Annotated in this window: 10 protein-coding genes; 5 read left to right on the top strand and 5 right to left on the bottom strand. The window is 46.0% G+C overall.

Annotated elements, in window-relative coordinates:
• Positions 1 to 14: 14 nt before the first annotated feature.
• The 3 genes from R3B84_06255 (at position 15) to R3B84_06265 (ending at position 4,927) form a co-directional block, all read left to right on the top strand.
• Positions 15 to 410 (top strand): hypothetical protein, encoded by a 396-nt coding sequence (locus R3B84_06255; GenBank protein ID MEZ6140157.1) that lies wholly within the window; start codon positions 15 to 17, stop codon positions 408 to 410.
• Between the two features lie 234 nt (positions 411 to 644).
• A complete protein-coding gene (locus tag R3B84_06260; GenBank protein MEZ6140158.1) occupies positions 645 to 3,473 on the top strand; it encodes a DUF1553 domain-containing protein in 2,829 nt (942 codons plus the stop codon).
• 50 nt (positions 3,474 to 3,523) lie between these two features.
• The gene (locus R3B84_06265; GenBank protein MEZ6140159.1) at positions 3,524 to 4,927 is read left to right on the top strand and encodes a DUF1501 domain-containing protein; all 1,404 of its coding nucleotides are present in this window, start codon (positions 3,524 to 3,526) and stop codon (positions 4,925 to 4,927) included.
• 75 nt (positions 4,928 to 5,002) lie between these two features.
• Here the strand turns inward: R3B84_06265 and R3B84_06270 are convergent, their stop codons facing one another.
• From R3B84_06270 to amt, 3 genes are all read right to left on the bottom strand, one after another.
• Entirely contained in the window at positions 5,003 to 7,180 is a 2,178-nt protein-coding gene (locus tag R3B84_06270; GenBank protein ID MEZ6140160.1) for a glutamine synthetase III, read from the bottom strand.
• Between the two features lie 146 nt (positions 7,181 to 7,326).
• Positions 7,327 to 7,680: a P-II family nitrogen regulator gene (locus tag R3B84_06275; protein ID MEZ6140161.1), complete on the bottom strand. Its 354-nt coding sequence runs from the start codon at positions 7,678 to 7,680 to the stop codon at positions 7,327 to 7,329.
• Positions 7,681 to 7,741: 61 nt separating this feature from the next.
• The gene (gene amt, locus R3B84_06280) at positions 7,742 to 9,949 is read right to left on the bottom strand and encodes an ammonium transporter (protein MEZ6140162.1); all 2,208 of its coding nucleotides are present in this window, start codon (positions 9,947 to 9,949) and stop codon (positions 7,742 to 7,744) included.
• Between the two features lie 383 nt (positions 9,950 to 10,332).
• Between amt and R3B84_06285 the strand changes: the two genes are divergently transcribed.
• On the top strand, positions 10,333 to 11,124 hold the full coding sequence (locus R3B84_06285; GenBank protein ID MEZ6140163.1) for a hypothetical protein: 792 nt from the start codon (positions 10,333 to 10,335) through the stop codon (positions 11,122 to 11,124).
• Positions 11,102 to 11,755 (top strand): outer membrane beta-barrel protein, encoded by a 654-nt coding sequence (locus tag R3B84_06290; GenBank protein MEZ6140164.1) that lies wholly within the window; start codon positions 11,102 to 11,104, stop codon positions 11,753 to 11,755. The genes R3B84_06285 and R3B84_06290 overlap by 23 nt, the downstream gene beginning before the upstream one ends.
• Before the next feature lie 26 nt (positions 11,756 to 11,781).
• On the opposite strand, the gene glnA is transcribed toward R3B84_06290, so the two are convergent.
• Together glnA and R3B84_06300 are read right to left on the bottom strand one after the other, a co-directional pair.
• Positions 11,782 to 13,212, bottom strand: coding sequence for a type I glutamate--ammonia ligase (gene glnA / locus R3B84_06295; protein ID MEZ6140165.1), 1,431 nt, complete (start codon positions 13,210 to 13,212; stop codon positions 11,782 to 11,784).
• A gap of 61 nt (positions 13,213 to 13,273) precedes the next feature.
• Positions 13,274 to 15,085 carry a hypothetical protein gene (locus R3B84_06300; protein MEZ6140166.1) on the bottom strand — a complete coding sequence of 604 codons (1,812 nt, stop codon included), beginning with the start codon at positions 15,083 to 15,085 and terminating at the stop codon, positions 13,274 to 13,276.
• Positions 15,086 to 15,195: the final 110 nt, after the last annotated feature.

Here is a 15,195-nt window from a genome sequence, read left to right on the forward strand (position 1 = left end):
TTTTGCAGGAGAGAATGGGGGCCCTCGATGTAGGCAAAATGTTTTTTGCCAAATTTTCGGACCAATATTCAGCGACGGATGCAATCGATCAGTTGTACAATCTGGCTGGTCCCTGGTTCCAGCTTGGACCGCACGAATGTTTTGAAAAAGTAATCATGAACATCCCCACTGGGGAATCCGGTGCTCAAATTAAGCAGTTAGCTCAAGCCCAATTGCCGGGTACAATTCAAGAATTTGGTTTGGCTGATCAGGAAATTGTAATGATGCGTCTGATTTACAACATTCCGGTGGATACCATCCCACAATTAGGCCATCTGGCTGAATCTGCTTATAACGCAGCATTTGATGTTCATGATGCTGGGTGCCACAACCGAGTGGATATTTCAAACTGGGTTTCGCTGGAAGTATAAAAAATACAGTTCTAAGTGCTTAATAAACAAGGGCTTAGAAAAAAACACTAAAAATTAGATTTTTTTCACAAACTTTTTCCTTTGATCTACGTTATACTACTAGTGAATTAAAGTTCACATGATTTCATCTATCGAAATCTCTCATTGACCTTGTTTCGTAATCTGCCTAGATCTTTTGGTTGTAAAGATCCGCCGATTATGTCAAAATACAATTTTAGTTTGGTGGTAGTTCTTATGCTGTGTTCTCCCTTACGGCACAACTTGTTCCTGATCTCATTTGTACTTGCAACAGTAGTTGGTTCAGCAGCAGAACCTTCTGGAAAGGACCTTGCTTTCTTCGAAGAAAAGATACGGCCAGTTCTGGTGGAACATTGTTATCGATGCCATTCAGCCGTGGCACAAGCAACAAATAAGTTGCGTGGGGGCCTGTTGCTGGACAGTAAGTCTGGATGGGAAAAAGGTGGTGACAGTGGTGTTGTGATCCATCCGGGGCAACCTGAAAAAAGTCTGCTTTTTATATCTCTGAATTATGAAGACGATGTCCAAATGCCACCGAAAGGGAAATTACCCAAGGAAGTAATTGCAAACTTCGAGGCGTGGATCAAGTTGGGGGCGCCTGATCCCAGGATTTCTACAACAACAACCAGCAAACAAGTTGGATTGACGATTGCAGAAGGCAGAAAATTCTGGTCTTATCAGTCCGTAAAACAATCCCCAGCACCTGTGGTAAGCGACGAAAACTGGAATCAATCAGAAATCGACCGATTTGTATGGTCGAAACTCTCACAAAACAACTTAAAACCCGCAAAACGAGCTAACGATCTTGAGTTGCTTCGCCGTGTGTATTTCGATTTAACGGGCTTACCGCCCAGTGTAGAAGCGATCGAACAATACACAACATCGCAGGATCCAAAGAAATATGAAAAACTAATTGATCAGTTGATCGCCTCAAGATCTTTTGGTGAGCGCTGGGGGAGGCACTGGCTGGACATTGTGCGATATGCTGATTCGGTGACTTTGCGCGGACTGGTTTTTCAAGAAGCCTGGCGTTACCGGGACTTTGTGATTGACAGTTTCAATCAGGATATTCCATTCAATCGGATGATTCTGGAACAAATCGCTGGCGACTTGTTGCCTGCGGCATCTCTTCAGGAAAAGCACCGTCTGCTGACAGCAGTTACAATGTTACAAATGGGCAATTCGAATCTGGAAAATCAAGACAAAAACCTTCTTCGACTGGACGTTGTGGATGAGCAACTGGATGTCATTACAAAAGGATTTCTGGCACAAACGGTGACCTGTGCACGATGTCACGATCATAAGTTTGATCCAATACCTACGGCAGATTATTATGCACTGGCAGGTATCCTGCGGAATTCCAAAGCCTTGGTAAATTCCAATGTGTCGAAATGGATGGAAGTGCCTTTGCCATTGCCGGCAAACATGCAGGAAGATGCGAAACGGATTGAAGTTCGTATTGCACAGATCAACGCATCACTCAAAGCACTGACTGCAAAGTCCTCCAAAAAGACTGTTAATCGAATCATTCCGCTAAATCAAATCGATGCTATAGTGGTAGACGATTCAGCTGCAAAGAAGGTAGGAGACTGGCAGCAATCCGTGCATTCAGGCTCCTATATCAATACGGGTTATCTGCACGATATGAACGCAGACAAAGGGTCAAAAACACTAACATTTGAACCTGTAAGCTTGCCTCCGGGAGAATACGAAGTCTTGCTGGCATATTCCCACGGTGAGAGCAGATCGAAAGCTGTTCCCGTGACCGTATTCAGTGCTGATGGTGAAAAGACGACAAAAATTAACATGCAACCTTTGCCAGCAATCGAAGGCCGCTTTGTCAGCCTGGGGAAATATCGCTTCGAAAAAGATGGCCAGGCTTATGTCATGATTACCACAGAAGCAACATCGGGGCATGTTACCGCCGACGCAGTGATTTTTGCTGCGGTGAATCGAAAAACTACTTTGTTAAAATCTGTTGATCAAGGAAAAACTACACCTGACAATGTGCAAAACGAAGTGGCAAAATTACAGCAAGAGTTAAAGCAGCTCCAAACAACGTTACCTAAACAAGAAATGGTGATGGCTGTCATAGAAGAATCGAAGATAGAAGACATGCCGATACATATCCGTGGTAACCCCAGCAGTCTGGGGTCGATTGTCCCACGTGGATTTCTGAGCGTGATCACGGATAAGCCAGCGAGATTACCCAAGGACCAAAGTGGCAGAAAAGAACTTGCAGAATGGATTGCTGATGATAATAACCCGTTAACTGCACGTGTTATGGTGAATCGAGTCTGGCATTGGTTGATGGGATCTGGAATTGTCCGAACCACAGATAATTTTGGAACCACTGGCGAGAAGCCATCTCATCCGGAAATGCTGGATTATTTAGCCACTGAATTTGTTCGCTCAGGTTGGTCTGTAAAAAAAATTGTCCGAAAGATTGTTCTGTCGCAAACATATCAGCAATCAGTTACAGCAGAAGAAAACACAATCAAAGCTGATCCTGACAATCGATTTTTTGGCAGAATGAACCATCGAAGATTAGAGGCCGAGTGCATTCGTGATGCAATCCTGGCAGTGAGTGGCCAGTTACAGGAGACTCATGGAGGTAAGCACTTTCCGGATTCACTGAATTCTGATTACACGTTCGTCACGAAAGCAACTATTAGAAGTGTTTATCTTCCTTATTTCCGCAACGCACTGCCAGAGATAATTTCAGTGTTTGATCCTGCAGATACAAACATGGTGACAGGAAATAGAACTTCCAGCACCGTAGCTCCACAGGCATTGTTTATGATGAACAGTCCATTCGTACAGGAACAGGCGACTTACGCGGCCGCACAATTGCGAAAACTGCCACTGAAAACGGAACAGGAACTCATCAACCGAGCATACCTTTCTGTGTATGGTCGTAAGCCCAGTCAGAAAGAAACGTTATTAATTTCGAACTATCTTTTGAGTAGTGATGATCCGCAGACAGCATGGACAGGGGTTTTCCACACGCTGTTTTCGTCTGCTGAATTCCGATTTGTCAAGTAACAACTATGTGAATTAGAAACGTACTTTCTGCCCAAATTGAAAGAGAGGAAATGATGGAACTTACAATCAATCGACGAGCCTGGCTGGCGAATACGAGTTGTGGTTTTGGTGCTCTGGCGTTATCCGCACTGGCATCACGTGAATTACAGGCAGCACCAGTAACTCATCACCCTGCACGTGCCAAGAGAGTCATTTTTCTTTTCATGCAGGGTGGGGTCAGTCATGTTGATTCTTTCGACTATAAGCCGATGCTGATCAAGGAAGATGGTAAACAGTTCGGTTTTGATGATGCTAGGATTCGAGCTAATACTGGAAAGAAAAATACGAATCAACGAGTCATGAAGCCGCTGTGGAAGTTTTCACAGCACGGTCAGGCAGGAAAATGGGGTAGTGAATTATTTCCCAATACCTGTCGGAAGCTGGATCAAGTCACCATGATTCATTCCATGCATACCGAAGGTGTTGCCCACGGTCCTGCGACACTTTTTCTGCATTGTGGCTCAACAAACTTCATCCGCCCCAGTATGGGCTCCTGGGTTTTGTATGGTTTAGGTTCCGAAAACCAGAATTTACCTGGGTTCATTTCAATCTCACCTTCTTCAGGCAATGGTGGCGCACGAAATTACGGTAATGCATTTTTGCCCGCGATATTTCAGGGAACTGGCTTAGGCAGTGCGGGCTCACCAGCAGCGGATGCGAACATACGTAATATTCGAGCCAAGCTTTCTCTGGCAGAACAAACAGCAAGGCTTGAATTATTAAAAGAACTTCATCAGGAGCAGTTGCGAGCACGTCCTGGTGATCAGGATTATGAAGCCGTTGCTAAGTCTTTTGAGCTTGGTTGGAGAATGCAGCAGAATGCACCCGAGGTGCTTGATATTTCTCGAGAATCAAAAGAAACGCAAAAACTATATGGAATTGGGGAAAAAACCACTGACAATTTTGGCAAACAATGTTTAATGGCTCGCCGTCTCTGTGAGGCTGGAGTTCGATACATTCAAGTGACTTATGGAGACAACTCCGCGAACCCAGCATGGGACCAGCATTCCAACATGCCGAAACATGGCGATCACGCACGTGCGGTAGACAAACCGATCGCGGGATTACTGGAAGATTTGGGCAAACGGGGATTACTTGAAGACACAATTGTATGGTGGGGTGGGGAATTTGGACGCACACCTTATGCCCAGGGTAATGGCACTGGGCGAGACCACAACCCGGGTGGGTTTACTGTATGGTTGGCTGGAGGTGGGTTCAAACCAGGATTGACATACGGTGCTACCGATGAGTTTGGTTCCAAAGCGGTTACAGACAAAGTACACATGCACGATCTGCACGCCACAATTTTATACGCTCTGGGACTGGACCATGAAAAGTTAACGTACAAATATGCAGGAAGGGATTTCAGGCTGACCGATGTGCACGGGCGTGTCGTGAAAGAATTGTTTGCTTAACCGGTGTGACTTGGCATTTCAAGTTCATTTACAGTTTTTTAAATACAAGTGAATCGAGAAGTATTTTCAATTACATTACTTGATGAAAAGCATTTCGCGATATTTTGGCAATGGCCACAAATCATCTGCAATAATCGATTCTAAAGCATCAGCTGCTTCTCTTACCGCACTCATTGCAGGTATCACCTCATCACGGGAGTATTTGGCGTGATCGATTAATTCGCCAGCCGCGTCGTGACCAAGAACATGATCCAGTCTGGTAATAGCACTCTGTAAAGCCAAAACTCCTGATGAAGTTGATTTGAGCAGATCCATTGGAAAATCAACCCCTGCAGATTTCGAACTGCCAGCAGCAGTTGCAAGTTCGGACTGGTAGCGAATTGCAGCAGGCAAAATCATTGTCTGGGCAATGGTACGAGTCAGTTTTGCTTCAATCGCAATCGTTTTAACATAGTTTTCACACAGAATGTTAAACCGACTCTTCAGTTCATTGGCAGAATAAACACCATATTTCTCAAAGAGACTGATCGATTCTGGCGCAACAACGACTGGAAGTGAATCAACTGTGTTCTTCAGGTTTGGTAATCCACGTTTTGCGGCTTCGTGATGCCATGCTTCGGAATAGCCATCACCATTGAAGATTACCTTTTTGGATTCGGTAATAATCGAAGGCAGCAATTCGAGAACTGCCTGGATAATTGGTTTGCCAGCGTTTGTGGCCTTTTCCAGTTCTGTAGCGATGTAATCAAGTGATTCAGCAACTATAGTGTTCAATACCGTATTCGGTCCAGCAATCGATTGCGAGCTTCCTACAGCACGGAATTCAAACTTATTGCCAGTAAAGGCAAACGGACTGGTGCGGTTTCGGTCGCCAGCGTCTTTGGGAAGTTGTGGTAATCCAGCAACTCCGATCGACATGTACCCGCCCTGCTTCGTGGAGGTAGGTGGGCCTTTTTCTAATTGCTCGATGATATCCTGAAGTTGTTCACCAAGGAAAATAGAAATAATGGCAGGTGGCGCTTCATTGGCACCCAAACGGTGATCGTTGCCCGCGCCTGCAATCGTTACCCGCAACAATTCTGGGTATTTGGCTACGGCGCGAATCACTGCTGTGCAGAACAGGAGAAACTGCGCATTCTCGTGAGGGGTATCTCCAGGGTTCAGCAGATTTTCCCCGTCATCCGATGACATCGACCAGTTGTTGTGTTTTCCGGAACCATTGATACCAGAAAATGGTTTTTCATGGAACAATGCAGCTAAGCCGTAACGAGGAGCAGTGCTGCGGATGATTTCCATTACCAACTGGTTATGGTCGGTGGCTAGGTTCGAATTTTCGAAGATCGGAGCAAATTCGTACTGGCTGGGTGCAACTTCATTGTGGCGTGTTTTTACGGGAATTCCCAGCTTGAACAATTGAAGTTCCACATCACCCATGCATGCTAAAACGCGTTCTGGAATGGTGCCAAAATATTGGTCTTCCATTTCCTGACCTTTGGGTGGGGTTGCACCAAACAATGTCCGGCCCGCATTAATCAGGTCAGGTCGGTGCATAAAGAATTGTCGATCAATCAGGAAATATTCCTGTTCTGGCCCCACGGTGGTGTAGACTTTGCTGGCTGACTTCCCAAACAATTTCAAGATTCGAACAGCTTGTTTCGAAAGAGCATCCATCGATTTCAGAAGCGGCGTCTTCTTATCAAGTGCATCGCCAGTCCATGAAACGAATGCAGTGGGGATAACCAAAGTCGCCCCATTAGGAAATTCCATAATGTAGGGCGGGCTGGAAGGATCCCACGCAGTATATCCACGTGCTTCAAAGGTTGCTCGAATGCCACCTGAAGGGAATGAACTGGCATCAGGCTCACCTTTTACCAGTTCCTTACCACTGAACTCAGCGATTGCAGTCCCATCACCATTCGGAGAAACGAAACTATCGTGTTTCTCTGCAGTAATACCAGTCATCGGCTGAAACTGGTGGGTAAAGTGGGTGGCACCTTTCTTGATTGCCCATTCTTTCAATGCACTTGCAAATGCTTCTGCAATTTCAGGCGATAACTCATCACCTTTTTTGATAGTTTTCTGCAGTGCTTTAAATACAGATTTCGGTAAATTTTCCCGTTGAACAGCTTCACTGAAGACATCGCAGCCAAAACAATCCTTGAAGTGCAGATTTTTATAATCTACCCGATTCAATTTGTGCTGTGCTGTCGCAATCGACTGAATAATGTCTTTTCTGCCAAAATGTTCGCCCATCTTATCCCCTGTATTACTCTTGATGAATTACTACTGCAAAGAATATTTAACTAACCAAATGACAAAAGGAAACGTGTTGCCAGGTAAAGTGTACCTGGCAACACGTTTCAACAATATCGGGCTTAAAAGACCGTACTTCAATGCGATCACGGTCCGATCGCTGTTGTTCCTCTTTCACCAGTTCGGATGCGTACGCAATCCTCTAATGGCTGAACGAATATCTTGCCATCCCCAATCTGGCCGATTACTTCCGATCGCGCGGAGTGAATGATTGCTTCAACAGCCGCTTCCACAAATGAGTCATTTACTGCAATTTCCAGCTTTACTTTAGGCAATAGTCGGATTTGCACTTCCTGACCTCGGTACACTTCCGTGTGTCCACGTTGCATACCACAACCTTTCACATCAGTGACGGTCATCAGGTAAATGTCCATCTCGTTTAACGCAGTCTGTACTTGTTCCAGCTTTTCAGGGCGTATAATCGCGGTGATTAATTTCACGTGCATACCTCAGTAAGTGTTATCAAATCATCAGTTATTTTATATCTGTGTCTACCTGCAATTATTGAACAATGCGAACTTTGACAGCACTTCCAAGCTGTTGCTGGAAAAGAGTTTGGAGTTTCATCGCAATCTTTCCAGGTTCTCCACCTCGCACACGTACCTGATTGCCTTGAACTGTCGTGATGAATGGGTAGATTTCCTTGAAAGTTTCGTTTGTAGAAGCAGTCTGTGGATTGCAAATACTGATCCAGGCCTTTTCCACTTCTGTGCTGGTTGCTCCATCAACTACAAGGACATAGCGTTTCATTCCGGGTGGCACAGATGCTGCCTTTGGCAAGGTGCCAGCAATTGGCAACATTTCACCACCTGAGAAATCAAAGCCAACTTCGCCATGTTCGACAGTATCCAGTCCAGCAGCTTCATCTTCTGCAGAAACGGTAAAGTTTCCTAAAGTCATTGCCTGAACACCGTATGCGAGCAATAAGCTCAACACAAACGCAAACACAGCAGAGAAGATTGCGGCTTTCAACTGAATCCAGAATTGGGTTAATGGCCCCTTTCCGTCTTCTTTGTACGTAGCAATTGTTTCTACGAGACTTTTTTCTTCGTCCTGTAGTGCGGTAATTTTTGCATTGCGGCTTTCAATTCTGCTGTCTGCAAAAGCCCGATTTGTTTTGGCTTCCTCGACCTCTTTTTCTTCTTTAGCAGTAGTAACTGCTTTGTCTAAATCAGGAATTTCCTTCTTGATTCCTTCGATTTCAGATTTAACTTCTTCGATTTTGGCGGGAATAGCCTCTTTGCGGCTTTCCAATCCGCTGACAGCAAAGAAACCGTCGACACTGGCACCCTGGACGGCTGCGTAACAGAAGATACCAGTTAAGACAGCTCCAAGAAATCCACCAATTCCGTGCACGCCAAATGCATCAAGAGAGTCATCAAACTTAAACTTATTCTTTAACTGAACAGTGAAGTAGCAAACAACACCAGCTATCAAACCGATAACCAGACCACCCCAGGCATAAACGAAGCCTGCAGCAGGTGTTACTGCAACTAGCCCCGCAACGATCCCAGAAGCAAGTCCAAGTGCAGTTGGCTTGCCTTTGAACAACCATTCAACAAAAATCCAACTGAATGCAGCCCCGGCAGCGGCAGCCTGGGTGGTACCAAAACCAACAGAAGCAAGCGTGTCTGAGTTAATTGCCGATCCACCGTTGAACCCAAACCAACCGAACCACAGCATTGCAGCACCAAGTAAGGTGAGCACCAAGCTGCTAGGATGAACAGCGTGGTCAGGGAAACCTTTGCGATTTCGCAACACTATACAGCATGCCAAGCCAGCAAACCCTGCAGCGATGTGAACGACGGTGCCACCAGCAAAGTCCAGGGCACCCATTTTACCTAAGAGACCTACCGCTGTACCACCAATACTACCACCTGGTGTGGCAGGATCGACGTAGAACCAGTCAAATGCCCAGACCATATGAGCCAGCGGGCAGTAAACCAAAGTTACCCACAGGATCATGAAAATACACCATGGCCAGAAACGGATACGCTCTGCCAAAGAACCCGAAATCAATGCAGGGGTGATGATGGCAAACATCCCCTGAAACATAATGTGGGTGTAAATGGGAATGTTGGTACCTGGCAAGTAATCGGTGGTCTTTACGCCGCTGAGGAAAAACAAATCCCAGCTCCAACCAACCATCCCGCCTTCCACACCAAATAATCCGACCGTGATCTGCGATGGCCCGAAGGCAAGCCCATATCCGAATGCGATCCAGTAAACGCCGACAACTGCCATCGCGGCATAACTTTGCATCATCGTTGCCAGAATATTCTTTTTCCGCACCATCCCGCCATAAAACAGAGCGAGACCGGGAGTCATGAAAAGCACGAGTGCACAGGAAGTAAGCAGCCAGGCGTTGTCACCACGTTGGGTTGCAACAGTAATGTCGCCTTTCATGCTTTCGATTTCGGCCTTCAACTCTTCGGTGGGATCTTTCGCAGGTTCTTTTTTGTCCTCAGGTTCTACCTGTGGGGCGGGCACAACCGGATTCGCGGGTGCCACCTTCGGTTTTTGTTCAGGCGCAGGTGGCTGAACAGGGTTGTTGTTGGCTGGTACCTGAACCAGCATCGGTGAATCTATTTTCACCAATCGTGGTTGGGGCCCAAGTTCTTGTGCATGCAAACTTGCTAACGAAGTGCACGCAACAACAGCAATAGTTGCTGTCAAGGTGATGGTTTTCTTGCAAAACTCGCGCAACACTCTTAATGCTCCCTAATAGTGCGATAAGTTACAGTACAGGTACGAATCAACACAAGTTGTTAACGCAATTTGAATGCCAGAATATCCTTGAAGTGCTCAATTTTTGAACATTGATGCTATATTCCGTTGCACATTGAAATTTTTTTGCGATTTTTTGCCAGATATCGCCGGGGGATCCTTTGCACTCCGACATTTGTGCTCACAAATAAGGCAATCGCTGCCCAATTATAAGGCAGGTTATTTTTGTTAATATGGGCGATTTAGGTTGTTTGAATCAATATTTCTACCCGCCGGTTTCTTTCAACTTCTTGGTGCGACCGATTTCTTCAGCACAATCTGCACCAATGCCGATTGATAAGACAGCAGCTAATTAGGGGGGACTGATGCGTTCCATATTCAATTATGTGGTTGGAATTGGACTATCGTGGATTTTCTCCGCCTCGCTTCAGGCACAACCGGTGATTATTGACCTGGAGAATGAGCTGTTGGAAGAAAACACCGAATCTCAGCTTCCCACTTTGCCAGTGAAACCCAAGCCTGCTGAAAAGCCGATTGAGATTCCGATGGTGGTACAACCACCCCCACAATACATGCACACGAAAAATTGTGGTGAATATGGTTGCGAACTGGGTTGCGAACACCCAGAAGATGCCCATTTAATGCGGTTGTTGTACGGTACCCAGCTTGGCGATCACCTTCTGGAGCACCGAATTCGTGTTGGCGGCTGGACGCAGGGCGGCTACACCCACTCCAGCAAGAACACTACGAATCTACCGGCAGGCTGGAATGATCGGGCTGATCAATTTTTACTGCAGCAAAAGTGGCTAACAATTCGTCGTGACGTCGATCTGGATGCGGAATTTGCTGATTGGGGCTTCAGGGCAGATCTGCAAGTGCAGATTATCGCTACACGCTACAACGTGGTTTCTTCAATGGTCAACTCCAAAATAGCCGTGGGAGGCAAAACACGACTGGTTTTGATATGCCACAAGTTTATGGCAGCTATTTTATGCCTGATCTGTTTGAAGGAACGGAATTCCGAGCTGGGAAACTGCTCACGCCATTCGGCTATGAAGATATGCAATATCTACTCCATTGATTTCAAGAAGCTATCTCACCACCTACGGGCGACCTTTAACCCATATCGGTGCCATGGCGATCTCTCGGTTCAATGACCAGTTAACTGGGTATTTCATGGTGGCCAATGGTAACGATGTCTTTATCGATCCAGCACAGGAAATTCGTTTTGTCAGTGCGATGAAGTGGACGACCACCAGTAAAAGAGACACGGTCAGTTTTGGATCGAGTGTGGGTCGTGGAAAATTCAATACTTCCCGCCCGTTTAATGCCCCCACTACCGCAAGTGCGGTGGAGCCTGCTGGCAGAAACAATGAAAATGTTTTTCATATTTTGTATACCCACGCATTTGGATATAAGCTGGGGTATGCACTGGAAGCACTCTATGGCTATCAGACTAATGTGCCCGCCAACGTACCTGGTGGAATTGTGGATTTGCGAAATCGCCCGATGAACGCACAGTGGTATTCTTTTGCAAACTATCTGACATACCAGATGAGCGATCAAATGGGGGCACTATTCAGATTAGAGTTCTTTAATGATTTGAATGGGCAACGCACTGGCTTTGAAGGGTGGTATGTTTCCAGCACCCTTGGCTTGACAGTCGAAGTCACAGAATCGATTTTTCTCCGACCGGAAATTCGTTACGATTTCAATGATAAATCAAACGCTTTTGGTGGCAACCGGAGCTTACTGATGCTCAGCAATGCATTTGTCATCGTCTGGTAATGAGCAAATTGCAATATTGCGATCAATCAAATATCGTAATATAAATAAAATTCGTAGGGGTGGGGCCGAATTCGCACAGCATTGGCCTCATCCATTCGCTTCATTTTTACCCAGGTTTCGATTACATCAGGGGTAAATACATCGAGGTGGTGCAGGAATTCCTGGTCGCTTTCAAGTGCTTTCAGTGCTTCTTCGAGAGAATGTGGTGTGCTTGGCACCATGCTCAATTCTTCTACGCCCAGATCATAAATATCTTTGTCTAATGGCTCCCCAGGGTGGATTTTTCGCTTGATGCCATCGATCATGGCCATCAACATTCCAGCGAACAACAAATAGGGGTTGGCGGCGGCATCCGGAAGGCGATATTCAATCCTTTTCGTTTGTGAAATCGGCCTCGAAACAGGAATTCTGATCGCAGCAGAACGGTTTCTTTGACTGTAAGCCAGATTGATTGGTGCTTCAAATCCAGGAACGAGACGTTTATAACTGTTTGTGGTGGGATTACTGAATGCACACAAGGCTGCGGCATGTTTTAATAAGCCACCAATAGCAAACTCTGCGACTTCTGATAGTCCTGCGTAACGCGCCCCACCCGGGGAACGTGAACCAGCAAATATATTCTGACCATCTTTCCAGAGTGAAGTGCTGACGTGTAGACCACTACCATGTTCATTAAACAGTGGTTTTGGCATAAATGTGGCTGTTTTTCCGTGTTTGCGTGCCACATTTTTGACGATGTACTTATATTTCAACACATTATCGGCACTACGCACCAGATCCACATAACGCGTTTCAACCACTCCATGTCCACCTGTGGCCGCTTCGTGTCGGTGGGATTCAACTACCAGCCCACATTCCATCATTGTCCGCATCATCTCCGATCGCAAATCGTGCATTGAATCTGATGGGGGGCATGGAAAATAGCCCTCTGAATAACGCAGCTTGTGGCCAAGATTAGGTTGTTCTGTGCGTCCTGTGTTCCAGGCTGCTTCGGCACTGTCCACAAAGTAGTAGGCAGCTTGAGTTGTTTGATCATATCTCACATCATCAAACACAAAAAACTGAACTTCCGGTCCAAAAAATGCCTCATCGGCAATCCCAGTTGAGCGCATGTAATTGACCGCTTTTCTGGCAACATTTCTGGGATCGCGGCTGTAATCTTCGTGGGTAATCGGATCGTGGATATTACATAATAATGTTAATGTGGGTTCCTTGCAGAACGGATCCAGAAATGCAGTGTCTGCCACCGGCTTTACCAGCATGTCCGATTCGTTAATTTCCTTCCAGCCACGAACGTTTGATCCATTAAAACTTAATCCATCTTCAAATGTATCTTCATCCAGAGATTCGGCTGGGATTGTGAAATGTTGCCATTGGCCGGGAAAATCCATGAAACGCAAGTCGATCGCTTTCACTTCTTTTTCACGAATGTAGGCCAGTAGTTCCCGTGGTGTCATTTTGTACCGCTACGAAAAATCAAAATTTTGTTATGCAAGGACTGTTGCAAAAGATATGCCATTAGCGTTGGTCGACATCCAATTGGCCTAAAATCAACCCCACAGTACCAAAAGGACGTACTTTACCAGTCGATAAGACTGCAACTTCCTTACTGAAATTGCTTTCACCAATACTCGCTTTGAATCTTGCCAGCTCTAAAAGTGCGTTCGCAGCAGCAAAATCTTTTTCGGGATCGCCAATTGAATCAACATCCGATTTGGCAACGGTAGGGGCATCGGGTTGAAATCTATTCCGCATTACAATTAATTTGCCCCACGATTTGGTGGGTGCATCCGGAATTCTGGCAACGATTGCTTCCATTTGCGAAACAGGTCCGAAACGGGCTAAAATATTTAAACAACCTAACGATTGTTCGGGTGTAAGATCATTTGTTGTGGTTTTCGCCAATTCTTCCTGAAGCAAGTTCGCCACAGCGGTAAAGTCAGAAAGTTTGTCCTGAGGGACTGCTATTAATCCTGCAGAAAGAACATTTATTTTATCCAGGTTCTTCACCGCACTGGCGAGTGTTTGCACTTTTGTGGCATCCACCTTTGCACCAGCGACATAACTTTCGCTTTCACGACTGGACACTATGCCCCCTTTTTCTTTCGGCTTAATCTCAAGGATTGTTTTCAGGGCATTCGCTGCGTGGGAGGTGGTGTTTTCCGGCAATCTGCTCGCAGCATCAATTGCAGCTTCTTTTGCACCTAAAGAATTGAGTGTAATTCCCACCTGACCGACAAAATCCGCCCACTGGGGCTGATCGGTGGTAACGACCAGAGACGCAGTTTGAATTACCAGGTGGGCACGACCTTCATCATTCAACTTTCGCACCAACTCACGCAAGGTCATCTCGAGCAAGTGCCGGTGTTCCATTGGAATGCGTTGCAAGGTTTGACGAATTTCTTTCAAGACTTCTGTATCAGCAAGACGAGTTCCATTGGCAATCTGTTCTTCTGTCCCGAACATACAGGTCATGGCGACTGCAATTTTACCTAACATCATTGTGCGATCGATCGGAGTGCGATAATCAGTCAGCAAATTTCGTGCCAATTGAAAATCCTTTAATCCTTTATTCATTTCTTCGGTATTTGTTGCGGTACGAACTTTGTATTCCCCACTGCCCGCAAGTGCGATCGAATGAAACATCTTGTTAGGATGACCAGTTTTGGGATCACGCAGTTCCGTTAGTGAGTCCTCCATCTTTCCTTCAATTCGCCCCTGACGCACCGACCCAATCATCAGATAGATTGCAACGCCGATCCCAGCAAGAACTGGCAGTAAAAGTAGAATGCGTTTGAAAAATTTTGCCCGTTTCTCAGAGATTTCTTCCGGATCCAATTCCTGTTGGCGCTGATAGGCATCCCGGATGGTTTGATCGCTGGCGGTACTGACATCCCCTGCCCCCCACGAACCAACTACTTCCGGTTCGGTTGTTTTCAGCATTCCCGAACGTTTGCCGGCATCCCGCCAATCTGCTTTCTTTTCTGCTTTCTTGGCAGGCACCTTATTTGGTGAGCGACATTCGGGACAAAGCACATTTTTCCCAGCACGTTCGGCTTCCACATCCCAAATGTGGTCGCAGCGTATGCAAGTGACGGAGATCGGAGGGCCACTACTTTCTCCCCCACTTTCCGTGGGTATGCCATCATCCGAGAAGGCTGCTGCAGCCAATTGCTCTAATTCAGCAACGTTCGGTGCAGCTACCTGCTCGGTTTGAACAACAAAAACTTTTCTGCAGTCATTTTTTTTGCACGTGACACGCTTCCCGATAAATTCGTCTTTTAACCGATATTCCGCACCACAGAATGGACAATTGGTGTTAATGGCCATGAAGGTTGATCCTAAAGATTACACCAAGACAGGTTTCCTACACTTCATTATCCACTAACGGTTTGCGATGACAAGCATAATTTGCAACGGGATTGAACCAAAATGCGACG

It is taken from the genome of Zavarzinella sp. (assembly GCA_041399155.1).
In the GTDB taxonomy this organism is placed as follows: domain Bacteria; phylum Planctomycetota; class Planctomycetia; order Gemmatales; family Gemmataceae; genus JAWKTI01.

Bases quoted from the DNA above. Each gene is read 5' to 3' on its own strand.
- R3B84_06255 (MEZ6140157.1), top strand. From the start codon at position 15: ATGGGGGCCCTCGATGTAGGCAAAATGTTTTTTGCCAAATTTTCGGAC.
- R3B84_06260 (MEZ6140158.1), top strand. From the start codon at position 645: ATGCTGTGTTCTCCCTTACGGCACAACTTGTTCCTGATCTCATTTGTA.
- R3B84_06265 (MEZ6140159.1), top strand. From the start codon at position 3,524: ATGATGGAACTTACAATCAATCGACGAGCCTGGCTGGCGAATACGAGT.
- R3B84_06270 (MEZ6140160.1), bottom strand. From the start codon at position 7,180: ATGGGCGAACATTTTGGCAGAAAAGACATTATTCAGTCGATTGCGACA.
- R3B84_06285 (MEZ6140163.1), top strand. From the start codon at position 10,333: ATGCGTTCCATATTCAATTATGTGGTTGGAATTGGACTATCGTGGATT.
- R3B84_06290 (MEZ6140164.1), top strand. From the start codon at position 11,102: ATGGCGATCTCTCGGTTCAATGACCAGTTAACTGGGTATTTCATGGTG.
- glnA (MEZ6140165.1), bottom strand. From the start codon at position 13,212: ATGACACCACGGGAACTACTGGCCTACATTCGTGAAAAAGAAGTGAAA.
- R3B84_06300 (MEZ6140166.1), bottom strand. From the start codon at position 15,085: ATGGCCATTAACACCAATTGTCCATTCTGTGGTGCGGAATATCGGTTA.